19 protein-coding genes are annotated in these 24,687 nt (G+C 66.7%); 2 read left to right on the forward strand and 17 right to left on the reverse strand.

What is annotated here, in order from left to right; all coding sequences use genetic code 11:
- Position 1 precedes the first annotated feature (1 nt).
- The 7 genes from V9K93_RS05880 to V9K93_RS05910 all read right to left on the reverse strand — a co-directional run bounded on the left by V9K93_RS05880 (position 2) and on the right by V9K93_RS05910 (position 7,738).
- Entirely contained in the window at positions 2 to 1,237 is a 1,236-nt protein-coding gene (locus tag V9K93_RS05880) for a hypothetical protein (protein WP_136638983.1), read from the reverse strand.
- A gap of 17 nt (positions 1,238 to 1,254) precedes the next feature.
- Entirely contained in the window at positions 1,255 to 1,845 is a 591-nt protein-coding gene (locus V9K93_RS05885) for a DUF2242 domain-containing protein (RefSeq protein ID WP_136638953.1), read from the reverse strand.
- Positions 1,846 to 2,092: 247 nt separating this feature from the next.
- The gene (locus tag V9K93_RS05890) at positions 2,093 to 4,270 is read right to left on the reverse strand and encodes a carboxy terminal-processing peptidase (RefSeq protein WP_046986307.1); all 2,178 of its coding nucleotides are present in this window, start codon (positions 4,268 to 4,270) and stop codon (positions 2,093 to 2,095) included.
- Between the two features lie 301 nt (positions 4,271 to 4,571).
- Positions 4,572 to 5,582 carry a lipoyl synthase gene (gene lipA / locus V9K93_RS05895; protein WP_136638952.1) on the reverse strand — a complete coding sequence of 337 codons (1,011 nt, stop codon included), beginning with the start codon at positions 5,580 to 5,582 and terminating at the stop codon, positions 4,572 to 4,574.
- Between the two features lie 18 nt (positions 5,583 to 5,600).
- A complete protein-coding gene (gene lipB / locus V9K93_RS05900) occupies positions 5,601 to 6,311 on the reverse strand; it encodes a lipoyl(octanoyl) transferase LipB (RefSeq protein WP_046986305.1) in 711 nt (236 codons plus the stop codon).
- Positions 6,299 to 6,577, reverse strand: coding sequence for a YbeD family protein (locus V9K93_RS05905; protein ID WP_012512125.1), 279 nt, complete (start codon positions 6,575 to 6,577; stop codon positions 6,299 to 6,301). The genes lipB and V9K93_RS05905 overlap by 13 nt, the downstream gene beginning before the upstream one ends.
- A gap of 168 nt (positions 6,578 to 6,745) precedes the next feature.
- The gene (locus tag V9K93_RS05910) at positions 6,746 to 7,738 is read right to left on the reverse strand and encodes a CsgG/HfaB family protein (RefSeq protein WP_136638951.1); all 993 of its coding nucleotides are present in this window, start codon (positions 7,736 to 7,738) and stop codon (positions 6,746 to 6,748) included.
- Positions 7,739 to 8,097: 359 nt separating this feature from the next.
- On the opposite strand from V9K93_RS05910, the gene V9K93_RS05915 reads away from it, so the two are divergent.
- Positions 8,098 to 9,171, forward strand: a complete 1,074-nt coding sequence (locus V9K93_RS05915; protein ID WP_136638950.1) for a lipid A deacylase LpxR family protein — start codon at positions 8,098 to 8,100, stop codon at positions 9,169 to 9,171.
- 90 nt (positions 9,172 to 9,261) lie between these two features.
- Here the strand turns inward: V9K93_RS05915 and V9K93_RS05920 are convergent, their stop codons facing one another.
- From V9K93_RS05920 to V9K93_RS05960, 9 genes are all read right to left on the reverse strand, one after another.
- Positions 9,262 to 10,482 (reverse strand): D-alanyl-D-alanine carboxypeptidase family protein, encoded by a 1,221-nt coding sequence (locus tag V9K93_RS05920; protein WP_046985793.1) that lies wholly within the window; start codon positions 10,480 to 10,482, stop codon positions 9,262 to 9,264.
- Between the two features lie 100 nt (positions 10,483 to 10,582).
- A complete protein-coding gene (locus tag V9K93_RS05925) occupies positions 10,583 to 11,854 on the reverse strand; it encodes a septal ring lytic transglycosylase RlpA family protein (protein WP_253078328.1) in 1,272 nt (423 codons plus the stop codon).
- Positions 11,851 to 12,996, reverse strand: a complete 1,146-nt coding sequence (gene mltB / locus V9K93_RS05930; RefSeq protein WP_046985795.1) for a lytic murein transglycosylase B — start codon at positions 12,994 to 12,996, stop codon at positions 11,851 to 11,853. Before mltB ends, V9K93_RS05925 begins: the two co-directional genes overlap by 4 nt.
- A gap of 1,064 nt (positions 12,997 to 14,060) precedes the next feature.
- Positions 14,061 to 15,140, reverse strand: a complete 1,080-nt coding sequence (gene rodA / locus V9K93_RS05935) for a rod shape-determining protein RodA (RefSeq protein WP_337302401.1) — start codon at positions 15,138 to 15,140, stop codon at positions 14,061 to 14,063.
- A 159-nt stretch (positions 15,141 to 15,299) separates the two neighbouring features.
- Entirely contained in the window at positions 15,300 to 16,412 is a 1,113-nt protein-coding gene (gene rodA, locus V9K93_RS05940) for a rod shape-determining protein RodA (protein ID WP_046985025.1), read from the reverse strand.
- Positions 16,409 to 18,484 (reverse strand): penicillin-binding protein 2, encoded by a 2,076-nt coding sequence (mrdA, locus tag V9K93_RS05945; protein ID WP_136639025.1) that lies wholly within the window; start codon positions 18,482 to 18,484, stop codon positions 16,409 to 16,411. The genes rodA (V9K93_RS05940) and mrdA overlap by 4 nt, the downstream gene beginning before the upstream one ends.
- Before the next feature lie 3 nt (positions 18,485 to 18,487).
- A complete protein-coding gene (gene mreD, locus V9K93_RS05950; protein ID WP_046985023.1) occupies positions 18,488 to 18,973 on the reverse strand; it encodes a rod shape-determining protein MreD in 486 nt (161 codons plus the stop codon).
- The gene (gene mreC / locus V9K93_RS05955; RefSeq protein WP_136639026.1) at positions 18,970 to 20,079 is read right to left on the reverse strand and encodes a rod shape-determining protein MreC; all 1,110 of its coding nucleotides are present in this window, start codon (positions 20,077 to 20,079) and stop codon (positions 18,970 to 18,972) included. Before mreC ends, mreD begins: the two co-directional genes overlap by 4 nt.
- 121 nt (positions 20,080 to 20,200) lie before the next feature.
- Positions 20,201 to 21,247 (reverse strand): rod shape-determining protein, encoded by a 1,047-nt coding sequence (locus tag V9K93_RS05960; protein ID WP_005419402.1) that lies wholly within the window; start codon positions 21,245 to 21,247, stop codon positions 20,201 to 20,203.
- A 283-nt stretch (positions 21,248 to 21,530) separates the two neighbouring features.
- Here V9K93_RS05960 and V9K93_RS05965 point away from each other — a divergent pair, with 283 nt between their 5' ends.
- The gene (locus V9K93_RS05965) at positions 21,531 to 22,469 is read left to right on the forward strand and encodes a carbohydrate kinase family protein (RefSeq protein WP_006392776.1); all 939 of its coding nucleotides are present in this window, start codon (positions 21,531 to 21,533) and stop codon (positions 22,467 to 22,469) included.
- A 174-nt stretch (positions 22,470 to 22,643) separates the two neighbouring features.
- Here V9K93_RS05965 and V9K93_RS05970 read toward each other — a convergent pair whose 3' ends face one another.
- On the reverse strand, positions 22,644 to 24,617 hold the full coding sequence (locus tag V9K93_RS05970; protein WP_046985020.1) for an LTA synthase family protein: 1,974 nt from the start codon (positions 24,615 to 24,617) through the stop codon (positions 22,644 to 22,646).
- Positions 24,618 to 24,687 lie beyond the last annotated feature (70 nt).

Below are 24,687 nucleotides of genomic sequence, written 5' to 3' on the forward strand. Positions count from 1 at the left end.
TTCAGTTGGGGTCTAGGGTCAGGCTGCCTGGCCTGCCGGTAGCCGCGCAGTGGCGCAGCTGCGCCTCGCGCCAACGCCGGTAGAGCGTGGTATGCAGATTGTGCACCGCCAGATCGATCGAAAACGGCGTTCGCGGGTTGCGATCAAGCAGGCGGGCGATGTGGTAGCCGATGGGACGTATACCGCGCGGGTGCACATAGATCACGAACTGCTGGTAGAACGGATCGTCCAGCAGCTGGTCCATTCGCGCGAGCGTGTCGTGGTAGCGCGGTTCCAGCCGTGCACGAAGGTCCGGGTCGCGCTCGAACAGCAGCCGCTCGAAGTAGCGCCGGCCGACGCGCGGAATACGCTGCGCCAGCGTCCACAGTTCGGCATTGCGCTGGTCGTACCAGGCCAGGCCGCCATGCTCAGCCAGTGCCTGCGCGGCGCCCTCGCCCACCTCGACCACGACGAAGTTCTCGGCCTGGTTGCTCAGGTCATCCAGCGTGCCCTTGTCATACACATGCTCGATGAAACCGGGCACGCCAACGAAGGCCTGCCGCCCCATCGCCGACGTGCGCACCGCCTTGCCATCGGCGAAGAAATCGCCGGCATGCGCGCCAAGCAGGATGCTGTCGGTCTTGTGCAGGGCGAGGAAGGTGCCGATCGACAGTTCATCCGCTGCGAACTCAGTATCGAACGCAGCATCGCCATACAGCTCTCGTTGCGTGGCCAGCTGCGCGACCTGGCGGCCGACCCCGCATTCGGCACGCACGGCACCGCTGTAGAACGCCTGCAGCGCCTGACTGTTGCCCGCGCTGGGCACGAAGCCACGGCCGAAACTACGCGTGCGCTGCCAGCCCTGTGCCTGCGCGCCCTCCAGTCCGAAGCCGATCCAGCCCAGCTGCGGGCCGGAGAAGCGGAAGGCCGGGTTGTCCTGCAATGCCGAGGCCGTACGTTGCGTGGCTGCCCCCAACTGGAAGGCATAGGCGCAGACCGTGGCCGGATCGTCCAGCAGTTGCTGCAGCAGCGCCTGTCGAGCCTGGGTCGGCAATGCCGTCGGCCAGCGCACGCGCAGATCACCTGCCGCCTGCGCTTCAGCCAGCGACGCACGCGTGCACACCGGACCACCCTGCACCTGTGGCGCGGCCACCGTCGCCTCGTCGAATTGCCAGCCCAACCGCTGCAGCAGGCCCTGCGTGCAGTCGATGGGAGCTGCCGTGACCAGCGGCGGGGCCAGCAACAGGGCCACGCACATGAACCTGCCGCGCACGCTCAACCCTGGTCCAGGCTGGCCGGTGCGGGTTCCGGTGGTGCGGTCGGAGGCGGCGCGGGCGGGGCTGCGGCCGCTGGCAGATACTGCTGCAGGCGCTGGAAGAAGCGGCGATAGAACTCGGCATCGGTGACCGTGCTGCTGGCCACTTTCACCAGCGAGTCGTCATTGCTACCGAACGGCAGCGACACCGAGCCCAGCGCACCGACACCGACACTGGCTGAGGTCGGGCTCTTCTTCAGCGCGTAGCGGTCCTGCACCGCGCTGACGAACACCAGCGCCTGGCTGCCACGCGGCGCGCAGGAGATGCGCAGCACCAGCTGTTCGTGGTCATCCTCGCGCGGCTGGAAGTTCTTGTTGCCTTCCACCTGTGTGTCGTCGGAACGGGCGATTGCGTAGCCCTGGCTGAGCAGCGTGCGCCGCGCAGCCTCGCAGGCGTCAGCCGCGCGGCCATCGACGGTGCGCGAGAAGGTATCGCCGGAATCAAAGGATTCGCGCAGCACGGTGCTGTCGGCGGCACGACCACCGCAGGCCGACAGGATCAGGGCGCTGGCGAGCGCCACGGCAGCACTGGAAAAACGGGAGGCCCGCATGGGTACTCCTGCGAGGACAGTACGGCCAAGGGTAGTCCCGCGCCCGTGTGCGGCAGGTCGAAAGTACGCCCACCAGACCCCGTCGTTGCGGCCTGTTCATGCACCGGTAGCGCCGGGCCATGCCCGGCGGAAGCGCGCGATCCACTTCGCTCGCCGGGCATGGCCGGGCGCCACTTGGAATGAGGTCCTCAAACGCAAAGGGGCCGGCAATGCCGGCCCCTCGGGTATCTAACGTCGTCGCCCCGGCTCAGTCAGCCCAGCGACCGGCACCAGTGGACTGCGGCAGCACCTGCGCCGACAGCGGGCGATCGTTGGCCAGCAGGTTCACCGCATCGGACAGGATCGACGCGGACTCGCGCAGCAGCGGGTCCGGACGCTTCTCGGCAGCCTTTTCGCGGGCGGCATCCTTGACGATGTCGCGCTCGTTGCCGGTCAGACCGTCATCGCTACTGTCATCGGCCAGCGGGTCCAGGGCCAGGCCCAGTTCCTTGCGCATCACCTGGCGCTCCTTGCGCTGGGTGTCCTGGCGCTCACGCTCTGCGCGACGGGTGGCCTCGTTGAGCGAGATGTACTTCTTCGCGGCCTCGGTGCGGAACTGCTGCACGTCCTCGTTCCACCACTGGAATTCCTTGTCGGCGGCAATGCGCGCGTCATGGCGGGTTTCCAGCTTCGGCAGCAGCGGCGCGAAGTTGCCGTACTGGGTGTGCGGCACGGCGGCGATGCGGGTCCACGGCAGCGCGTTGTCGTAGGTGCTCTCGCCGAATTCGGTTGCATCGACGCTGGCCGGGAACGCCAGGTCCGGCACCACACCCTTGTGCTGGGTGCTGCTGCCGCTGATGCGGAAGAACTGGGCGATGGTCAGCTTGACCTGGCCGAAGCGCTGGGTTTCGCCACTCGGCCAACGGTCGAGGTCGACGATGTTCTGCACGGTGCCCTTGCCGAAGCTGGTCTCACCGATCACCAGTCCACGACCGTAGTCCTGGATGGCGCCGGCGAAAATCTCGGAGGCAGAGGCCGAACCGCGGTTGATCAGCACCGCCAGCGGGCCGTCCCAGGCCACGCCCTGGTTGCGGTCGCTGTTGACGGTGATGCGACCACCGGATTCACGCACCTGCACCACCGGGCCCTGCTCGATGAACAGACCGGTCAGTTCAATGGCTTCATCCAGCGAACCACCGCCGTTGTTGCGCAGGTCCAGCACCACGCCGTCCAGCTTGTCGTTCTTGAAGCCGGCCAGCAGCTTGGCCACGTCGCGGGTCGCCGAAGCGTAGTCGGCGGCATTACGGCGACGGCCTTCGAAGTCCTGGTAGAAGGTCGGCAGCTTGATCACGCCGATCTTGCGTGCCGGCTCGCCGTTGGCAGCCGGAATGCTCATGGTCTCGCCCTTGGCGGCCTGTTCGGCCAGGCGCACCTTCTGCCGGGTCAGCACCAGGGTGTGGTGCTTGCCGTCGGCACCTTCGGCCGCCGGAATGAACTCCAGCTTGACCTCGGTGTCCTTGGCGCCGCGGATCTTGGCCACGACATCGTCGATGCGCCAGCCGATCACGTCCTCGACCAGGCCGGACTTGCCCTGGCCAACGCCGACAATGCGGTCACCCGGCTTCAGCGTGCCGTCCACCGCCGCCGGACCACCGGCGATGATCTCGCGGATCACCACCACGTCGTCCTGGCGCTGCAGCTGCGCGCCGATACCTTCCAGCGACAGCGACATCGCCTGGTTGAAGTTCTCGGCGGTGCGCGGGGTGAAGTAGTCGGTATGCGGATCGACCGCGCTGGTGTACGAATTCATGAAGAACTGAAAGACGTCTTCGCCCTTCAGTTCGTTGACCGATTTCTGCAGCGTCGCATAGCGCTTGTCCAGCGTCTTGCGGATGTCGTCCGGCTTCTTGCCGGCCAGCTTCAGGCGCAGCCAATCGTTCTTGACCGACTTGCGCCACAGCTCGTCCAGTTCGGCACTGCTGGCCGCCCACGGCACCTTCTTGCGGTCGTATTCGAAGCGCTCGTCGGCGGTGAAGTCCGGCTCCTGCTTGAGCAGCCTGCGTGCATACGCCACGCGTTCGCCGACCCGCTGCTTGTACACGGCAAACACCTGGAACGCCGGCTCCAGCTCGCCACCACGGATGGCCGAGGAAATGTTCGCCTCGAACGGCGCGAAGCGCGCCACGTCGGCCTGGGTGAAGTACTGCTTGCCGCCGTCCAACGTTTCCAGGTAACGCTTGAACACGTCCTTGGAAGTTGCCTCGTCCAGCGCGCGCGGCCGATAGGCGTAGCGGCTGTCGGACAACAGGCCGTACACCAGCTTGGAGGTGGTCACCTGATCGGCAGTTGCCGCTGCGGGCAATGCAGGCGAGTCGGCCTTGGCCGCCAGCGCCAGCGGCGCGACCAGCGCCAGGGCCATCAGGAATGCGGGGGCTTTGAATTTCATTGACGTGCTCGAAGGCGCCTTGCCAAGGGGGAGACTGCGGGGTGTTCAGACACCACGACAGTGCCGAAAGTTGCCGGGTTTGTCACCCGGCCGCGCTCGGTGGAAAACCAGCCTAGCGGGGCCGGTGTAGCAAATTGTGAATGCAGGCGAAGGCACGGCCGAGCCCTTGCTCGGCAGGCCGCCAGCAAGCAGCCGAGCATGGGCTCGGCTCTATAGCAGGCAAAGGCGTGCGAACCAAGGTTCGCACCCACCGGGACGGTTCGCACCCACCGAAGGTGGCGGGCCGCGCCCGCCCGGGGCCTCAGGAGACCCCTGCGCCCTTGGCCTGGACGTCGGCGTGGTACGACGAGCGCACCATCGGGCCGGAGGCCACGTGGCTGAAGCCCAGCTCGTAGCCGTAGTCTTCCAGCGCCTTGTAGTCTTCCGGCGTCCAGTACTTCAGCACCGGATGGTGGTGCGCGGTCGGCTGCAGGTACTGGCCGATGGTGATCATGTCCACGTCATGCGCGCGCAGGTCGCGCATGGTGGCCTTGATCTGTTCGAACTCTTCGCCCAGGCCCAGCATGATGCCGCTCTTGGTCGGCACCTCCGGATGCTGCGCCTTGAAGTTCTTCAGCAGGTTCAGCGACCACTGGTAGTCCGCACCCGGACGCACGTTGCGGTACAGGTCCGGCACGGTTTCGATGTTGTGGTTGAACACATCGGGCGGGTTCTGCGCCAGGATCTCCAGCGCGCGCTCCATGCGGCCCTTGCCACGGAAGTCCGGGGTCAGCACTTCGATGCGGGTGCCCGGCGACTTCTCGCGGATGGCGGTGATGCAGTCGACGAAGTGCTGGGCACCGCCGTCGCGCAGGTCATCGCGGTCGACGCTGGTCACCACCACGTACTTCAAGCCCATGTCGGCCACGGTCTGGCCGAGGCTGGCCGGCTCGTTGGCATCCGGTGGCTTCGGGCGGCCATGGGCGACGTCGCAGAACGAGCAGCGGCGGGTGCAGACTTCGCCGAGGATCATGAACGTTGCCGTGCCGTGGCCGAAGCACTCGTGGATGTTCGGGCAGCTGGCTTCCTCGCACACCGTCACCAGGCGGTTCTCGCGCAGCTTGGCCTTCAGGTTCTGCACCGCATTGCCCGAGGGAATGCGCACGCGGATCCAGGACGGCTTGCGCAGCACCGGCGCGTCGGCGAACTGCACCGGCGAGCGGTTGATCTTGTCACCGCCCAGCTGCTTGACCCCGGCCTGCAACGGCGCGGCGGACGGAGAATCGCCCTGCACGATCTGCAGGGGAATGGAACGGGCGGTGGATTCAGTCATGGCAGTTCCGGGTGGCGGTCAGGCGGCCGCAGAAAAATCAGGCAGTTCGGGCGTGTGCTGCAGCAGCAGGCCGAACTGGCGGGCCAGGTGGTCCAGCAGCACCGGCTTGACGGCATCCATCCCGGAGGGGCCACCCAAGTCTACCACCGAGGTCACCTGCAACCCCTGATAGCCACAGGGGTTGATACGGTGGAAGGGTTCCAGGTCCATGGCCACGTTGAAGGCCAGGCCGTGGAAGGTGCAGCCACGGCGCACGCGGATGCCGAGCGCGGCGATCTTGGCGTTACCGACATAGACGCCGGGGGCGCCCTCGCGGCGCTCAGCGCCGATGTTCCATTCGGCGAGCGTGTCGATGATCGCCTGTTCGATGCGGCACACGTAGTCGCGCACGCCGATACCCAGCCGCGGCAGGCGCAGCAGCGGATAGACCACGATCTGGCCGGGGCCGTGGTAGGTCACCTGGCCACCACGATCCACGTGCAGCACCGGGATCTCACCCGGCGCCAGCACGTGCTCATCCTTGCCAGCCTGGCCGAGAGTGAACACCGGATCGTGCTCGACCACCCACAGCTCGTCGGCATCGGCGTCGCCACGCTGGTCGGTGAAGCGCTGCATGGCACGCCACACCGGCTCATAGGCCTGGCGACCGAGATCACGGACCAGCGCCGGACGCGGCGCGCGGTGCTCAGGGGCGGCTTCGGCCGGGCAGCTGTCGGCTACAGCGTCCACTTCACTTCCGGATGGTCACGCAGTGCCTGGTGCGCCAGATCGTACTGTTCGCGGCTCTCGGCCTTGAACACCATGCGCACAGACACGTACTTGCCGTTGGTCGAGTGCTTCCAGCTGATGCGTTCATTGACCACATCGATACCGGCAGCCAGCAGCAGGCGGGGAAGCTCATGTTCCAGGCCGCGGTTGGCCGGGCCCATCGCGCTGAGCTCGAACTGGCCGGGGAACTGGAAGCCGTGGTCGGGGTTGTCGGACTTGATTTCCATGCCCCCATTATCGGGCCGCAGGGCAACAAACCCAAGAGTATTCATCAACGTCAAACGCGGCATCTGCGGGCCGCTGCGTTGCAAGGGGGCCTACACATGGAAAAGGCCGGCCCGTGAAGGCCGGCCCCTGGCAGGACACATACCGCACGCGGCCGGTATGCAGGCCGCTTACTTGGCCGTTTCCATCAGGGTGGAGTTGACCCAGCCCTTGTTGCCCATTTCGTCTTCCACTTCCCACATCGTGCCTTCCTTGACACCGGTGGGGTACAGCAGCATGCCCGGCTCCAGCGAGCGTACCGGCGCGCCGGTGCCCTTGGCATTGGCCAGCAGGCGACCGGCCTTGAGCATGGTCACGGCCTGGCCGGCGTTGGCGGCCGACGCATTGGCCGGAAGGCCACCCAGCTCGGCCACCATGTTGGTGTAGGCCTGCAGGTAGGCCAGGGTGATCACCTGGCCGATTTCGGTATTGGCATAGCCGCCCACGCCCATGGCCCCGATGCCGCCGCCGCCGAACAGGCCGCCACCAGCGCCCCAGCCCAGGTCGGTCTTCTTGGAGTTGCCCTCGACAATGGCCACCTGCTCGGAGGAGCGCACGTCGGTCAGGGTCAGGGTCACGTCGGCGGTCTTGCTGCGGAAGTTCAGCCCGCCGACCACGGCACCGGCCTTGCCGCCGATCAGGCCACCCAGCAGGCCACCGATGGCGTTGCCGCCGGAGTTGCTGTTCTGCGAGATCAGGTCGGGCACCAGCACGTAGTCGGCGGCACGGATCTGGCCCTTGCCGATGTTGGAGCGGCCGCGCAACTGGCCTTCGCTGGCCAGCGCGCGCTCAGCCTGGGCCGCCGCCATGCCGACCCCACGGTCCACCAGCGTGAAGCACTTGGACTTGTTGACGAACACCTTGATCAGCTTCGAAGGCGCCGGCAGCTGCTGGCCGGTCCACCAGTTCACAACGTCTTCCGGCTCGATCACCGAGATGGAGCCCAGCGGCTTGGTGCACACCGGAATCTCGGCCTGGCCCTTCTTGCTCTGCTCCTGGGCAGAGGTACGGCTGTTGGCAAAACTGTCACGCAGGCCAGCCGAAGCCGGGGCACTGATGGCCACCAGACCGACACCCAGCAGCGCGCAGGCCAGCGCATGGGCGAGCGAATTCGATTTGTTCATTTGAGTCATCCAGCACCTCGCCGACGGCGAAGCACAATCCATGGGTTGAGAAAGGGTCTGGGACCTGAATCCTTTGCGACGCCCCCCAGGCGTCGGCGCAGAGAATAGGGCAAGGTGCCCCCAACCACAACCGCAGCTGACTGGACGTGCGGTTTGGCCCCCGCCGGGGCGCGCGACCGGTCCCGAGCACGGGTCCACCGGCACCCGTCCCTGCCCGCAGTCCCCCACATTCCGTATCACATCGTGTCGGATGGACAATGTTGTTTTCGGAACAGACAAGTGAGCGCCGTGTGGTCGTTTCACGGACCGCCTGGGGGTACCGTGTCGCGGCTGAAAACGACAAATAGAATCCGCCCCCCATGAGCCCCCCTTCCAAACGCTGTTTCGCAGCCTTCGGGCTGTCTGGCCTGCTGGCCACCGCCCTCCCCCTTGCTGCCCAGGCAGCTGAACAATGTGGTCCGGACGCGATGCGCGACCATCCGCCGCAGATCAACTTCCGCGTCGACAACGACCTGTTTGGCGGCCGCCACCAGGACCAGGGCTATACCAACGGCGCGCAGCTGACCCTGGTCTCGCCGAATCTGGTCGACTACACCGATGACCCGTGCCTGCCGCGTATGGCGCGTTGGGTGAACCAGTACCTGGAAGGCCTGCACCCGGGAAAGTTCGAACAACAGAACATGATCTTCAGCATCGGCCAGGGCATCTTCACCCCGACCGACCCGACGCGCCGCGACCTGATCGAGGATGACCGCCCGTATGCCGGTGTGCTGCTGGCCAGTTTCGGCTTCAACGCGCGCAGCGGCGACCGCCTGCAGACCACCCAGCTGGCGCTGGGCGTGGTCGGCCCGTGGGCGCAGGGCAAGCAGGTGCAGGATGCGGTGCACAACATCCTCAACGACAAGAAGTTCGAAGGCTGGGACAACCAGCTGCACAACGAGCCGGTGTTCATGCTGACCCACGAGCGCATGCGGCGCTGGCCGGCCGATGCCAGCGTCAATGCCGGCGGCTGGGGCTGGGATGCGATCAGCCACTACGGCGGCGCGATCGGCAACCTGGAAACCAAGGCCAACGCCGGTGGCGAAGTGCGCTTCGGCTGGAAGCTGCCCGACGACTTCGGCAGCACGCCGTTGCGCCCGGCCGGCGAAAACACCGCGCCGACACGTGGTGGACGTGCCAGCGGCTGGTCGTGGCACATGTTCTTGACCACCGACGCGGCGTGGGTGATCCGCGACATTACGCTGGACGGCAACACGTTCCGCAGCAGCCACAGTGTGGACAAGCGCCACGTGGTCGCACAGGGCGGTTATGGCATTGCAGTGATGCGCGGCCGTTGGAAGTTCGCGGTGGCGCGCTACCACAGCACCCGCGAATTCGATGGCCAGCGCCAGTCGCCCGTGTTCGGCAGCTTCACCATCAGCCGGTCGCTGTAAGGTAGTTGCCGACCGTTGGTCGGCACACCGATTCCAACGAAAAAGGCCGGCATTCGCCGGCCTTTTCCGTTCACCACGCCAAGGCGTGGATCATTCCGATTCCCACCACATCCAGAAGCTGTCCCACAGGCGCTTGAAGAAGCCGGCCTGCTCAACGGCAGCGACCGCCACCAGCGGCGCTTCGGCCACCAGCTTGCCATCCAGCATCACCTTCACGGTGCCGATCTGCTGGCCGGCGGTGAACGGTGCTTCCAGGGTCTTGGGTACGTCGATGCTCGGCTTCAGGTCGTTGTAGCGACCGCGCGGCACGCTCACCAGCATCGGCTGGGCCACGCCCAGCTGCACCTTGTCGGTGGTGCCCTTCCAGACCTTGTGCTCGGCCACGGCCTTGCCCGGCTCATACAGGCGGTGGGTCTCGAAGAAGCGGAAGCCCCAGTTCAGCAGCGCCAGGCTGTCGTCGGCACGCTGCTTTTCCGAAGCGCCACCCAGCACCACGGCCACCAGGCGCTGGTCGCCGCGCTGGGCAGAGCTCATCAGGCAGTAACCGGCTTCCGAGGTGTGGCCGGTCTTGATGCCGTCCACGCTGCCATCGCGCCACAGCAGCAGGTTGCGGTTCGGCTGCTTGATGTTGCCGACCTGGAATTCCTTGATCTTGTTGTACGCGTAGGTTTCCGGGTAGTCGCGCACCATCGCGCGGCCCAGCAGGGCCAGGTCGTAGGCGCTGCTGTGATGGCCCGGGGCGGTCAGGCCGTGGGCGTTCACGAAGTGCGAGTTCTTCATGCCGATCTTGGCAGCGTAGCTGTTCATCAGCGAAGCGAAGGCTTCTTCGCTGCCGGCCACGTGCTCGGCCAGGGCGATCGCGGCGTCATTGCCGGACTGGATCGCCATGCCCTTTTCCATGTCTTCCAGGCGTGCAGTCTGGTTGACCGGGAAGCCGCTGTAGCTGCCATCGGTACCCGCGCCACCTTCGCGCCAGGCGCGCTCGCTCATCATCACCTGGTCGTCCGGACGGACCTTGCCGTTCTTGACCTCGGCGGCGATCACGTAGGACGTCATCACCTTGGTAATGCTGGCCGGGGCCAGCTGTTCGTTGATGTTTTCACCAGCCAGCACCTGGCCGGTTGCGTAATCCATCAGCACCCAGGCTTTGGACACGCTGGGCGCGGGTGCCGGCGGGGTGGCGACGGTGGCCGGGGCAGCGGCGGCGGCGGCAGGCGCCGGCGTGGCCGGGGTCGGCAGCGGCGTCTGGGCGGAGGCCAGGCCCACCACCAGGGTGGCGGCCAGGGCGGTGGCGGCGGAACGGAAATTCATTGGACAGCAGGCTCCAGGGGACGGCCGGGAATGGAGGGTGGAACGTAACGGCCATTGTAAGGCCGGGGGAGCATGGGCCGGCAGCACCGGCCCGGGCGGATCAATCCTTGACGATCTGCGGCGAACCCAGGCCCAGACCGGCGATGCGGCCGGCAAGTTCCGCGGCACTGGCATGGTCGCTGGCGGGAACGCGCAGGCGGAACAGGGTGCGGCCACCGGCAGCGATGTCGCTGATGGTCGCGCCGACGATACCGGCGGCGTTGAGCTGGCCCATCGCGCGGTTGGCGTTGTCGCGGCTTGAGAAACTGGCGACCTGCACCATCACCGCGCCCACTACCTGCTGCGACAGGCTGGGTGCCGCTGGCGTGGTGCGGACCGGCGCCGGCGCAACAGCGCGCGGCGTGGTGCTGGCAACGACCGCCTGTGCCGGCGCGGTGCCGCGTACCGGCGGCGCACTCGGCGGCAGGCTGCTGACCGCCACGTCCGGCACGGTGCTGGCCACGCCCTGGGTGGTGGCCGGCTGGCCGCGCGCCGGCATGCCCTCGGCAGGAAGGCCCTTGACCAGGCGATCGATGTCACTGTCGGCGGCGGCACGTGCGGCCGGTACCGGCCGCGCACTGGCCACCGCAGTTGCCGCAGCGGCGGCTTCCGCAGCCCGGCGTTCGCGACGAGACGGCTTCTGCGCCATCAGGTTGCTTTCACCCGGCTGCAGCGCGCGCACTTCGACGTTGCCGGTGCCGCGCTGGGTAATGCCCAGGCGCACGGCGGCCGCATAGCTGAGATCGACCACGCGGCCGTCGTGGAACGGGCCACGGTCATTGACGCGCACGATCACCGATTCGCCGTTGTCCAGGTTTGTCACGCGGGCGAAGCTGGGCAGCGGCAGCGTCTTGTGCGCGGCGGTGAACTGGTACATGTCGTAGACCTCGCGGTTGGAGGTCAGGCGGCCATGGAACTTGGCACCGTAGTACGACGCGGTACCGCGCTCGACATAGTTGCGGGTGTCGTCGAGCACCTTGTAGGACTTGCCCAGCACCACGTACGGGGTCTTGTTGCCGATCGCCGAGCGTTCTTCCGCGGTTACTTCCGGCTCGGGGATGCAGGCCACGTTGGGAATGTAGTCTGGCGTGCTGTCACGCACGCCCGGCTTGTACAGGCCACCGGCAGTGTAGTTGCCGCGGGTATTGAGGTCTTCCTTGGCGGCCGCATACGGCGAGCCCTCCGGGCAATGCGCCGGGCGTGAGCCACGGCCCTGCACCAGCGTACCGCCGGACTTGCCGCCATGGCCGGCCGTGGCCGGCTTCTTCGGCGCGCTGCTGCAGGCAGCCAGCGCGAGGACGATCAAGCCTGGGACCAGCCATCTGATGTTCATGCCGGGGGCAGCTCCTGTCCGGCGATGGCCTGGGACAACTGGAACACGGCCATCGCGTACATCTTCGAGAGGTTGTAGCGGGTGATCGCGTAGTAGTTCTGGAAGCCCAGCCAGTACTGCTTGCCGGCGCTGCCTTCAAGGGTGATCGGGGTAGCGGTGGCGCCCGGCTGTACCGCTGCGTTCGGCTGGTAGCCGCGCTGCGCCAGATCGGCCAGCGACCAGGTGGGCATCCACTCGGTCGGGTTGAATTCCTCGCGGCCAGCAGCCAGCGTTGCTGGCACGGCGACCTGGCCACCACGTACCCAGCCGCCCTTCTTCACGAAGTAATTGGCGATGGACGAGAACACGTCGTCATAGCTGGTGAACAGGTCGCGGCGACCATCGCCGTTGCCGTCAACGGCGTAATCCAGATAGCTGGACGGCATGAACTGGCCCATGCCCATCGCACCGGCATAGCTGCCCTTGAGCGTAGTGATGTCCAGGTTTTCTTCGCGGCCCAGCTCGAACAGCTTGGCCAGCTCATCGCGGAAGAACAGTTCGCGGCGCACTTCGCGCTCCAGCTTGGCCGGGTCGCCACTGCGCGGGTAATAGAACGCCAGCGTGTACAGCGCATCGAGTACGCGATGGCTGCCGGCGTTCTTGCCGTAACTGGTTTCCACGCCGATGATCGCCACGATCACTTCAGCCGGCACCCCGGTGCGCTGCTGCACGCGATCCAGTTCGGCACGGTGCTGGGCCAGGAACGCGCGGCCGCCATCGATGCGTGCCTTGCTGATGAACATCGGCCGGTATTCGTTCCACGGCTTGACCCGTTCGGCCGGGCGCGACATGGCGGCGATGATCGGCTGGCGCACCTGCGCCTGGTCGAGCACGCTGCTGATCTGCTCCGGCTTCAGGCCGTAGCGCTTGGCGGTATCGGCAATGAACCGTGCCCGCGCAGTCTCGAACGGGACCGGGGTGAGGTCGACCGGCGGCGCGGTGGCAGCGGTGGCTTCAGGCGCGGCCTCGGCCGGGCCATGGGCCTTGGCGGCAGGTTGGCGCGGCGTACTGCTGGCCTGGGGCGAAGACGGTGGGGACTTCGGCTGGGTCGCGCAGGCGACCAGGCCGAGGGTGAGCATGCAGGCCAGAGTGCGTCGAATCATCGTCGCAGGTTAGCAGGTCATGGATGAATTAAAACCCCTAACACCATGAATCACAACGATTTGCCTGCGAGCAGCGGGAAATGTGAAGACCTCGTGATCCCGCTTCCCCATTCAGATAGAGGTTGCCGGTTGCGTCCCCATCCCCGCAGACGCAACCGGCGACCGGATCCGGTCGGTACCTGCGCGGCTGCCGCTCCCCAGTGGCAGTACCCCGCGCTCCCTGTACCCGTTGGACCAGTACTGCTTCCCGCCCGACGCCCCCTCGCGCTGCAACGATTGACGGCGCGCCGTGCCGAACGGGCCGCCATTGTGCAGGCCGATTACGACAAGTCCATTGATCAGGATCAACGCGCTGTAAAAGTGTGAACCAGATAACGTTTTTTACGGACTTTGGTCGGCGGGCGTGCTGCCGTGCATCGTCGTGAGAACGCTTCCACAACGGGCGTTGCGCAGAGTCAGGAAGTTTCCATCCAACGGCGCAGCCCCTCGTGGGTGGTGTCTGGTTGGTCGTGGAAAGCAGAAGCCGTGGGTGGGCCGGTCGGGCTGGGTGCGCGGGGGACGCCGTGAATCCGTCCCTGGAGGCTTGGCAGCCGCATCCATGCGGCTGACACCCCCGCGTACCCAACCCGACCGCCCTCTGACAGATTTCGGAGGTCTGCCACCCACGGAGAAGAAAGAGAAGATCAAAAGCGGGTCGCGCGCTGCGCTTGCTCGTGAGCCGAGCATGGCTATGCCGGTCGTCCTGACCGGCACCCTTCGGGCCGTCGCCGTGGGCGATGTTGGCAGCGGCTCCTGCCGGTGCCTTCGGCTCTACACAAGGCAATGAAGCGATCCGCCAGGCCGCTTTTGCTTTTGATCTTCTTTTTCTTCTCCGTGGGTGGACGCGCCCGAAAACTGTCAGAGGGCGGGCGCGGTGGGTTCGCGGGACCGTTGGCGCCATGGATGGCGCCATCGAGCCCCCAAGGACGGGTTCACGGCGTGTCCCGCGAACCCACCGCGCCCGCCCCACACATGACCCGCGTTACGCGACCACCCACGAGGGGCTGCGCCGTTGGCTGGAAACCCTATCCCCCGTGCACGGGCCGGTGCCCACGTACCGCCATCACCAATCCGATACCGGCCAGCAGCGAGACCGCCGATGTCCCGCCGTAGCTGATCAACGGCATCGGAATGCCCACCACCGGCAGCAGGCCGGAAATCATTCCACCGTTCACCAGTACGTAGACGAAGAACGCCAGCCCCAGGCTGCCGGCCAGCAACCGTGCATGGGTGTCGCGCGCCTGCACCGCGATCCACAGGCAGCGCCCGACCACAAATAGGTAGAGTGCGAACACTGTCGCCACGCCGATCCAACCGAACTCCTCGGCGAGCACTGAAAATGCGAAGTCGGTCGTGTACTCGGGCAGGAAATCCAGTGTCGCCTGCGTACCCTGCCCCCAGCCACGGCCCTGCCAGCCTCCGGAGCCGATGGCGATGCGAGACTGCAGGATGTTCCAGCCGGTGCCGAGCGGGTCCGCCGCCGGGTCAAGGAAGGTCAGCACGCGATCCTTCTGGTACTGCCGCAGCAGTCCGAACCACGCCAGTGGCGCGGCCATCGCCAGGCCCGCCGCACCCGTGGCCACCCAGCCCCAGTGCAGGCCGGCCAGCAACAACGCAAATACGCCGCTGGCGGTCACCAGCGTGGCGGTGCCGAGGTTGGGCTGCATCAGGATCAGAACCGCTGGCACGCCAATCAGCACCACTGCGGTGAGTACCGTGCGTGGCGACGGCGGCAACGGCTGCCGATGCAGGTACCAGGCCATCATCAACGGCAGGCTGAGCTTGAGCAGTTCGGACGGCTGCAGGTAGAACACGCCCAGGTTGAGCCAGCGCTGCCCGTACTTGCCGGTGCCGATCACATACACCGCCATCAGCGGCAGCATCGACAGTGCATACAACGCAGGCGTCCATGCGCGCAGACGCAGCAGCGAGACACGCGACAGCAGCCACATTGCCAACAGACCACCGGCAAAGCGCGCCGCCTGCCCGGCCACTGGTCCGGACACGCTGTGAAGCACCGCCAGGCCGGCGGCCATCAGGATCAACAGCGCGACCAGCAACGGCAGATCGATCGTGCGCACCGCCTCACGGCAGCCGCCAAGCATACGTTTCCATTCCACGCGGCCACGGTATCAACGGGCGCTTGCGTGAAGCTGTCATGGTGCTTCTGCGTTTGTAGCGTCGAGCCATGCTCGACTGCTTCCGAGCTGTGGGGTCAGATCCCTTTTTCCTGTGGAAAAAGGGATCTGACCCCACAGCCGGACTCAACCGTAGCCGCCGTGCACCGGGTTGTGACTGCGCACGGCCATCACCAGCCCGAAGCCGGCCAGCAGCGAAACCGCCGAGGTGCCGCCGTAGCTGATCAGCGGCATTGGCACGCCCACCACCGGCAGCAGGCCGGAAATCATCCCGCCGTTGACCAGCACGTAGACGAAGAACGCCAGCCCAGTGGCACCGGCCAGCAGGCGCGAATAGGAGTCGCGTGACTGGCTGGCAATCCACAGGCAGCGACCGATCACCACCAGGTACAGCGCCAGCACGGTGGCCACGCCGATCCAGCCGAATTCCTCGCTCAGTACCGAGAACGCGAAGTCGGTGGTCTGCTCGGGAATGAAGTTGAGGTGCGACTGCGAGCCTTCGCCCCAGCCCTTGCCATCGAAGCCGCCGGAGCCGATCGCGATCTTCGACTGGATGATGTTCCAGCCTGCGCCCAGTGCATCCATCTCCGGATCCAGGAACATCATGATGCGGTCCTTCTGGTAGGGCCGCAGCAGCCAGAACCAGGCCACCGGTGCGACCGCTGCCACGCCACCCACGCCCAGGCCAACCCACCACCACGGCAAGCCGGCCAGCAGCAGCACGAACACGCCACTGGCAGCGATCAGCACGCCGGTGCCGAAGTCGGGCTGCAGCATCACCAGGCCGGTCGGCACACCAATGATGACCAGGGCAACCAGCACCGTGTTGAAGCGCGGCGGCAGCGGCATCTTGTGCAGGTACCAGGCCACCATCATCGGCAGGCTGACCTTCAGCAGTTCGGCCGGCTGCAGGTAGAAGAATTTCAGGTCCAGCCACTGCCGACCGTACTTGCCGGTGCCAAGCACGAACACTGCCAGCAGCGGAATCATCGAGATCGCATAGATCATCGGCGTGGCCGAGCGGATGCGCAGGATCGGCACCCGCGAGATGCCCCACAGCGCGGCCATGCCCACCGCGAAACGCGCGCCCTGGGCCATCACCAGGCTGTCGCCGCCTGCGCTCTTGAGTGTCGCCAGACCGATCACCATCAACGCGCCCAGCGCCAGGCACAGCACCCAGTCCAGCGTGCTGAAGAAGCGGCGCAGCATGTCGCCGGCCCAGCGCAGGAATACTTTCATCGCGCGGGCTCCGCGGCGGTCGGGCGTGGTGTGACCGGCAGTGCGGCGGCAGCCGGCGTACCCGGCTGTGGTGCAGGTACCGGTTCCGGCGCAGGCACGCCGACCAGCACCGGGTGCTCACCCATCTGTCCGGCGGCGAGGTCGCCCGCCTGACGCGCCCCCACGTCTTCGTTGTCGAACGCGGTGGCGCCGATGGCGGTGGTACCGCGCTCGCTGTCCAGCGGCTGCATGCCTTCAGGCATCTTGCCCAGCAGGTAGGCATCAAACACCTTGCGTGCAATCGGTGCGGCGGCCGCACCGCCGTAACCCCCACCTTCCACCGCGATCGCCAGCGCGATCACCGGCTGATCGACCGGCGCGAAACCGACGAACAGCGCGCGGTGGCGCAGGTGCATCGGCAGACTCTTCGGGTTCACTGCGGCGGTGCCCTTGCGGCTGACGACCTGCGCGGTACCGGTCTTGCCTGCCATCGTATAGGGTGCGCCGGCCGCCATCCGCGCAGCGCTGCCGCCTGGCAGCATGGTGGCCATCATGCCTTCGCGCACCGCCTGCAGGTTGTTCGGGTTCGGGCTGACCGGCTTGCTCTCGCCCGGGTCGGTGGCCATCCAGTCATGGTCGAAACCTGCACGTTGCTGGATCACCAGGTGCGGCGTGCGCAGCTGCCCGTTGGCCAGCCCACTGACACCCCGCGCCAGCTGCAGCGGAGTGACCTTCCAGTCGCCCTGGCCGATGCTGATGTTGACCGTGTCGCCGGGGTACCAGGCTTCCTTGCGGCTCTTCCGCTTGTAGGCCGGCGACGGCAGGATGCCGCCGATCTCGCCGGTCAGGTCGATGCCGGTCGGCTGGCCGAAGCCGTAGTACTCCATGTAATGGTCGAAGCGCTCGATGCCCAGGTCCAGCGCGAGCTTGTAGTAGTAGGTGTTGACCGACTGCGCGATGGATTTGCGCAGGTCGGTCCAGCCATGGCCGCCGCGATGCGAGTCACCCCAGCCACGCGAGGTGCCGGGCAGGTAGAACATGCCGGTGGAAAGCACTTTGTCTTCCGGCCGGCGCACGCCCGAATCGAGGCCGGCCAGCCCGATCAGCGGCTTCAGCGTGGAACCGGGCGCGACGCCACCGAGCACCAGGCGGTTGAACTGCGGCCGCGACGGGTTGTCGTTCAGCGCCTTGAAGTCGGCATGGGAAATACCGTTGACGAACAGGTTGGGGTCGTAGGACGGCAGGCTGACCATTGCCAGCACCTCTCCGGTGCGCGGGTCCATCGCCACGGCCGAGCCTTCCTGTTCGCCGAAGGCGGCCACCATTGCGCGCTGCAGGTCGGCATCGATCGACAACCGCAGGTCGGCGCCGGACTGCGCGGCGACGCGGCCGATCGTACGGATCGCACGGCCCTGTACGTTGGTCTCGACCTGTTCGTAGCCGACCTTGCCGCGCAACTGCTGCTCGTAATAGCGCTCCAGCCCGGACTTGCCGATGTGGGTCAGGGCTGCATTGCCCTCGCCGAGGATCTCCAGATCCTTTTCATCGACGCGGCCGACGTAGCCGATGATGTGCGCGAACAGGTCACCGTACGGGTAGCGCCGGGTCAGATAGGGTTCCAGCTCGACGCCGGGGAAACGCCAGCGATCGACCGCGAAGCGCGCCATCTCCTCGTCGCTCATGCGCAGCTTCAGCGTGACCGGCAGGAACTTGCGGCGCGCCTTGCGCGACTTGTCGAACGCTTCCAGCTCTTCTGGGCTGATGCTGATGATCTTCGCCAGCCCTTCCAGGGTGGCATCCATGTCCTTGACCTTGTCCGGGGTCACGTCCAGGCGGAAGGCTGGCACGTTCTCCGCCAGCAGGCGGCCGTTGCGGTCGTAGATCATCCCGCGCCCGGGCACCACCGGCCGCGGCTTGATGCGGTTGGCTTCCGAGCGGGTGGCGTAGACGTCGTGGTCCAGCACCTGCAGCTTGAAATACCAGCCGCCCAGGCCCAGCAGGCAGACCAGCACGCCGAGAAAACCCAGCGCCGCGCGACGGCGGAACTGCTCGGCTTCGGCGTGCGGATTCTTGACCTGGCGGCGCGGGATCATGGCTCAGCGCCCGCGCTTGCCGAAGCGCACCGCGTCCAGCAGCACGAACACCAGCGGCCACAGGCCCATGCCCAGCAACGGCGCCCACCAGTACGACCACGGCAGGGTCGGCTCACCCACCAGGATGTGGACCAGCGCACTGACGATGCGGTCGTTGAACAGCAGGCCGCCGATGGCCAGCATCTGCTGCGACATCGGGAAGAAGCGGATGCGGGCACGGAAGCGCTGCAGGATGAAGGCCAGCATCACCAGCCGCAGCGCCTGTTCTCCCAGCACGCCGCCGTACAGCAGATCGGCGATGACGCCACTGGCGAAGGCAATGCCCAGGCCGACACGCTCGGGCGCTTCGATCACCCAGTAGGCCAGCACCAGCGCCAGCCAGTACGGGCGCAGCGGCTGCAGCAGTGTCGGCAACGGCAACAGGCCGAGCAGCAGGGCCACTACCAGGCTGGCCGGAAGCACCCAGGGGTTGTCGCGCAGGCGGCTCATCGCTGGGCCTCCGGCTGCGGCTGGGTGGGTTGCGGTTGCCGGCCAGCGGCCGGCACTACCGGAGCAGCAGGATCAAGCGACGATGCCGGGGCCACCGTCGGCGTCGCAGACGGAGCCGGCGACCGGCCCACAGCCGGTGCGGGCGTTGCAGGTGCGGGTGTCGGCGTGGCTGTGGCCGGTGCGGTTGCCGCCGGCACAGTTCCGCCCGCGGCCGGGCCACCCGGGGCGGTCTCTTCCAGCTGCAGGCGCAGTTCCGGCGGAATGCGGATCGCCGCACCCGGGCGCAGCAGCAGCACGTCGCGGCCACGGTCGAGCTGGGCCGCCGGCTTCAGTTCGCCGACCAGGAAGGCATGGGTGTCGTCCGGGCGCAGGCCGGTGATGGTGCCGACCGGGAAGCCCGCCGGGAATCGACCGCCGAGGCCGGAGGTGACGATCTCGTCGCCCACTTCCACGCCGGCGCTGAGCGGGATGTCGCGCAGTTCCAGTTTGTCACCGCGGCCATAGACGATCAGGCGCACGCCGTTGCGGGCCACGGTGACCGGCACCGCGTGGTCAGGGTCGGTCAGCAGCAGTACCGTGGAGGTGCTCCCGGTGACGCTGATCACCTGGCCCATCAGACCGCCGACATCGATCACTGCCTGGCCGACGTGCACGCCCTCGCGGCTGCCGGCATCCAGCACCAGGCGCTGCTTCACCGGGTCCAGGTCGATGTCCAGGATCGGCGCCAGCTGCACGTCCAGGCCACTGCGCTCGGCCACGTTCAGCAGCTCGCGCAGCTGTGCGTTGTCCAGCGCGGCGGTCTGCAGCCGGGTCAGGCGAGCGTTGGCCAGCAGCAGCTGGTTGCGCAGTTCGCGGTTCTCGGTCACCAGCTGGCTGTGGCTGGCCGCAGAATCCTTGACCTGGTTGCCGAGCTTGCCTGGCAGGCCGGCCAGTGCCCACACCGGCTGCACCAGGCTGTTGGCCTGCCCGCGCAGGCGCGCCAGCCAGCCGGCCTGGTCGTCAAGCACGATCAGGGTGATGGCCAGTGCGAGGTAAGCCAGCAGCCGCAGCGGGCTGGCGGCATCACCGGATCGGGAAGCGACGGGAGGTCCGGCGTAGGGCGGCACGGCAACGATTCAACTGGCAGAAGGCGGAGGGGAAACACGCGGACGCCCCGCCGGTGCCGACCCGCCATGATGGCGGGCCGCACCCCGGAGGGGCGCTGCGGGCGCAGGCAGCCGGGTCGGCTTACTCCGGCGCAAAGAACTCGTTGCCGTGCATGTCGACCAGCTCCAGTGCACGGCCACCACCGCGGGCCACGCAGGTCAGCGGGTCATCGGCCACCTGCACGTGCAGGCCGGTTTCCTCGGAGATCAGGCGGTCCAGGTCACGCAGCAGGGCACCACCACCGGTCAGCACGATGCCGCGCTCGGCGACGTCGGCGCACAGTTCCGGCGGGGTCTGCTCCAGCGCCAGCTTGACCGCGCTGACGATGCCCGACAGGGGCTCGTGCAGGGCCTCGAGCACTTCATTGGAGCTGATCTTGATCATCTTCGGCACGCCCTCGGCGAGGTTGCGGCCGGAAATTTCCATCTCGATCACTTCCGCCTGCGGATAGGCGCAGCCCAGTTCGACCTTGATGCGTTCGGCGGTGGCTTCACCGATCAGCATGCCGTGGTTGCGGCGCACGTAGTTGGTGATCGACTCGTCGAAGCGGTCGCCGCCGATACGGACCGAGGCCGAGTAGACGATGCCGTTGAGCGAGATCACCGCCACTTCGGTGGTACCGCCGCCGATGTCGATGACCATCGAGCCACGGGCCTCGGTGACCGGCATGCCGGCGCCGATCGCGGCGGCCATCGGCTCTTCGATCAGGAACACGTCACGGGCGCCGGCTTCCTCGGCCGATTCCTTGATCGCACGGCGCTCGACCTGGGTCGAGCCGGCCGGCACGCAGACCAGCACGCGCGGGCTCGGGCGCAGCACGCGCGACTTGTGCACCTTCTTGATGAAGTGCTTGAGCATCGCCTCGGTGTAGGTGAAATCGGCGATAACGCCGTCCTTCATCGGGCGGATGGTGGTGATGTGGCCCGGGGTACGGCCCAGCATCTGCTTGGCCTCGGCGCCGACGGCTGCCACCGAGCGGGTACCACCGATGGCGCGATCCTGACGCACTGCGACCACCGACGGCTCGTTCAGCACGATCCCCTGCCCGCGCACGTAGATGAGGGTGTTGGCCGTGCCCAGGTCGATGGACAGGTCGTTGGAGAACATGCCACGGAGTTTCTTGAACATCTGAGGAAGGAGTCCTGAGGGGTGTCGTGCCCGCCGCGGGATGGCGAAAAAATGGGCAGAAATCGAGGCCGACAAGCCTAGCAACCCGCCTGCCGCCGAGCAAGGAAAAAACTAGCTGAACCCGCGCCTTGACAGGCTTTCGGCCCGATCGGGCATCACCCGGTTCTGGCCCTGAGCGGCACCAGCGGGTAACCTTTGCGCCGTCGGGCGCCCAAGGGCGCCGTTTGCTTGCCTGCTGAACCGGGCCGGCCCACCCCAAAATTCACCGCATAGGCTTACATCGATGTCCGCTCTGATCTGTGGTTCTCTTGCCTTCGACACCATCATGGTGTTCCCGGACCAGTTCAAGAATCACATCCTGCCGGACAAGGTGCACATCCTGAACGTGTCGTTCCTGGTGCCGCGCATGCGCCGCGAGTTCGGTGGCTGCGCCGGCAACATCGCCTACAACCTGCACCTGCTGGGCGGCCAGCCGATCCCGATGGGCACCGTCGGTTCGGACTTCGGCCCGTACCGCGAGTATTTCGAAGGCCTGGGCATCGACCTGACCCGCGTGCGCGTGATCGATGAGCTGTTCACCCCGCAGGCGTTCATCACCACCGACCACGACAACAACCAGATCACCGCCTTCCATCCGGGCGCGATGATGCGTTCCTACGAGAACCATGTGCGTGGCGTGCCCGGCGTGACCCTAGGCCTGGTCGGCCCGGACGGTCGCGAAGGCATGATCCAGAACGCGCAGGAATTCCACGAAGACGGCATCCCGTTCATCTTCGACCCGGGCCAGGCCATGCCGCTGTTCAACGGACCGGAGCTGCGCGCCTTCATCGACCAGGCCGACTACGTGGTGGTCAACGACTACGAGTCGAACCTGCTGCAGGAACGCACCGGTTGGGACGAGAAGGAGATCGTCAGCCGGGTCAAGGCCTACATCACCACCCGTGGCCCGAAGGGCGCGGTCATCCACACCCCGGAAAAGAGCTACGACATCCCGCCGGCGCACGAACGCCGCGTGGTCGACCCGACCGGTTGTGGCGACGCCTTCCGCGCCGGCCTGATCTACGGCATCCAGAAGGGCTACGACTGGCTGACCATCGGCCGCATGGGCAACCTGATGGGCGCGCTGAAGGTGGAGCACCCGGGCACCCAGAACCAGCGCTTCACCTTCGAAGAGTTCAACGAACAGTTCAAGCAGCAGTTCGGTTACGCGTTGAACGCGTAAGCGAATTGCCCGCGCATTCCGCCTTATCCCCGCGCCGTTGGCGCGCCCCCTTGAACAACAAGGGGGCTTTCCACCCGACGCGCTATCGGGAATGCGTCTGGTAGGTGTCGACCTTGGTCGACACTGCCGGCCAGCGGCCGGCTCAGGACCGCAACGCCGCCCTGCCCTTCCGGCTCAGGGCTTGGGTTTCTCCGGCAACCGGTACAGCTCTTTCTCGTAAGCCAACGTGCCCCACATGGCATAGGCATGTGCGCGCCGTGCCAGCTCCGGCCGTAGTGGGTGTGGCTGCAGCTGATCGGTCACCGGGTCGTAGCGGAATCCCTGCGCCGGCTTGTCCGGCTGCAGGATGGCGACGTCGTTGCCCTCCATCCATGCCAGGTTGCGGTCGTACTGCATCAGCGCGCGACCCGGTTGCAGCCGCCGCAAGTCGGTCAGGTCCTGGCCTACCAGCGGCGTGGGGTCGGCGATGCCCAGCAGCGACAGCAGCGTCGGCGCCAGATCGATCTGGCTGACGATGCGGGTATCCCGCCGCGGTTCGATGCCGCCGCCAAGGATCAAGCCCGGGATATGGAAGTTGGCGATGGGCACCATGTCCTTGCCGAACACGCGCGAGTCATGGTCGGCCACCACCAGGAACACGGTATTTTCCCAGTACGGTGAGGCCATCGCCTTGCGGAAGAATTCTCCCAGCGCGTGATCGGCATACTTGGCGGCATTGTCGCGGGTCTGCTTGGGCTGCTCGTACAGCTCGATGCGGCCGTCCGGGAACTCGAACGGATCATGGTTGCTGGAGGTGAACACCAGGCCGAAGAACGGCTTGCCCTGCGCATTCAACTGCTGGAACTGCTCATCGGCGCGGTTGAACAGATCCTCGTCCGATGCCCCCCATGATCCGACGAACGTCGGCGTGCGGTAGTCCTTGCGATCCACGATGCGGGTGAAGCCATTGGCGAGGAAGAACTCGCGCATGTTGTCGAAATGGCTTTCACCGCCGTAGTAGAAGCCGGTGTCGTAGCCATGCCGGCCCAATACATCGGCCAGGGTGAAGAAGCGTTGGCGGCTGGCGGGCAGCTTGACCACCGCTTCGGCCGGGGTCGGTGGGAACCCTGTCAGTACCGCCTCGATCCCGCGCACCGAACGCGTACCGGTGGCATACAGGCGCTCGAACGCCCAGCCCTGCTTGCTCAGGCGGTCGAAGTTGGGCGACAGCGGCCGCCCGCCGAGGCTGCCGATGAACTGTGCACCGAGGCTTTCTTCCAGCACGATCACCAGGTTGCGCGGCTTGCCCTGGTGCAGCGGCGGACGCAGTGCCAGGCTCGGCAGCGCCTCGGACACGTACGCCGTGGCAGGCAGGCCACTGGTCGCGTGAAGCTCGTCGACCACCTGCCCCAACGGCAGCTCGCCATAGATGCGCGAGGTCTCGCTGCGGGCAGCCAGCTGGCGCGCCGCATAGCCGACGGTGTACAGCGAGTTGAGTGGCAGCACGTTGATGGTGGGGTCGGTGGAGAACGCCACCAGCGCCGGATTCAACGGCCGATGGCCGAGGCTCGAACGCACACCCATCGCCGCCAGCAGGAGCACCAGCACCGCCAGCGGCAATCGCCACAGCCACCCGGCTTCGACCACGGTCGCCGGGCGGATTTCCACCCAGCGACGCGAGCCGCGCAGCAGCGCCCAGCACAGCACGATCACGGCGACCACTTCGATCACCACCGCCAGCAGATGCCCCCGCAGCAGCGTCATTCCAACTTCTTCGGGGTAGATCAGATATTCAAGGAACAAACGATTGGGCCGCAGGCCGTACTCGGCCATGAAGCTTGGCGTAGCCAGCTCCATGAACACCAGCAGCACGCTGGCCACGATCAGCCACCCGCGCAGGACATGCCGCCAGGCGCGGCCCAACCGTCCTTCGACCGGCAACAGCAGCGCCAGCACCGCAGGGATGCCAAAGAGCAGGCACAGCGTGGACACGTCCACACGCAGTCCCTGCAGGAAGATCGTGGACCAACCGTCGGCAGCACTGACCCGCGCGGCATGCCACAGCGCCAACCCCAGCCGCGACAGCGACAGGGCCACCAGGCCAAACAGGAAGAAGGCGGCGATCGGACACAGACGCCGGCACAGCGACAGCAACACAGCTCGAGGCATGAAAGAAATCCAGGAATGGAACAACGGAGACCCTTGCCACCTCCCTGGCAGCGGGCCACATCGACCAACG

Origin of the sequence: Stenotrophomonas sp. CCNWLW162 (genome assembly GCF_037203745.1) — a bacterium.
Lineage (GTDB): Bacteria > Pseudomonadota > Gammaproteobacteria > Xanthomonadales > Xanthomonadaceae > Stenotrophomonas > Stenotrophomonas maltophilia_AQ.

Coding starts and splice junctions, on each gene's coding strand:
- mltB (WP_046985795.1), bottom strand. CDS start 12,996: ATGATTCGACGCACTCTGGCCTGCATGCTCACCCTCGGCCTGGTCGCC.
- rodA (WP_337302401.1), bottom strand. CDS start 15,140: ATGCTTGGCGGCTGCCGTGAGGCGGTGCGCACGATCGATCTGCCGTTG.
- V9K93_RS05925 (WP_253078328.1), bottom strand. CDS start 11,854: ATGAACATCAGATGGCTGGTCCCAGGCTTGATCGTCCTCGCGCTGGCT.
- V9K93_RS05915 (WP_136638950.1), top strand. CDS start 8,098: ATGAGCCCCCCTTCCAAACGCTGTTTCGCAGCCTTCGGGCTGTCTGGC.
- V9K93_RS05970 (WP_046985020.1), bottom strand. CDS start 24,617: ATGCCTCGAGCTGTGTTGCTGTCGCTGTGCCGGCGTCTGTGTCCGATC.
- V9K93_RS05885 (WP_136638953.1), bottom strand. CDS start 1,845: ATGCGGGCCTCCCGTTTTTCCAGTGCTGCCGTGGCGCTCGCCAGCGCC.
- V9K93_RS05920 (WP_046985793.1), bottom strand. CDS start 10,482: ATGAATTTCCGTTCCGCCGCCACCGCCCTGGCCGCCACCCTGGTGGTG.
- lipA (WP_136638952.1), bottom strand. CDS start 5,582: ATGACTGAATCCACCGCCCGTTCCATTCCCCTGCAGATCGTGCAGGGC.
- V9K93_RS05960 (WP_005419402.1), bottom strand. CDS start 21,247: ATGTTCAAGAAACTCCGTGGCATGTTCTCCAACGACCTGTCCATCGAC.
- V9K93_RS05910 (WP_136638951.1), bottom strand. CDS start 7,738: ATGAACAAATCGAATTCGCTCGCCCATGCGCTGGCCTGCGCGCTGCTG.
- rodA (WP_046985025.1), bottom strand. CDS start 16,412: ATGAAAGTATTCCTGCGCTGGGCCGGCGACATGCTGCGCCGCTTCTTC.
- V9K93_RS05965 (WP_006392776.1), top strand. CDS start 21,531: ATGTCCGCTCTGATCTGTGGTTCTCTTGCCTTCGACACCATCATGGTG.
- V9K93_RS05890 (WP_046986307.1), bottom strand. CDS start 4,270: ATGAAATTCAAAGCCCCCGCATTCCTGATGGCCCTGGCGCTGGTCGCG.
- mreD (WP_046985023.1), bottom strand. CDS start 18,973: ATGAGCCGCCTGCGCGACAACCCCTGGGTGCTTCCGGCCAGCCTGGTA.
- mrdA (WP_136639025.1), bottom strand. CDS start 18,484: ATGATCCCGCGCCGCCAGGTCAAGAATCCGCACGCCGAAGCCGAGCAG.
- V9K93_RS05880 (WP_136638983.1), bottom strand. CDS start 1,237: ATGTGCGTGGCCCTGTTGCTGGCCCCGCCGCTGGTCACGGCAGCTCCC.
- V9K93_RS05905 (WP_012512125.1), bottom strand. CDS start 6,577: ATGGAAATCAAGTCCGACAACCCCGACCACGGCTTCCAGTTCCCCGGC.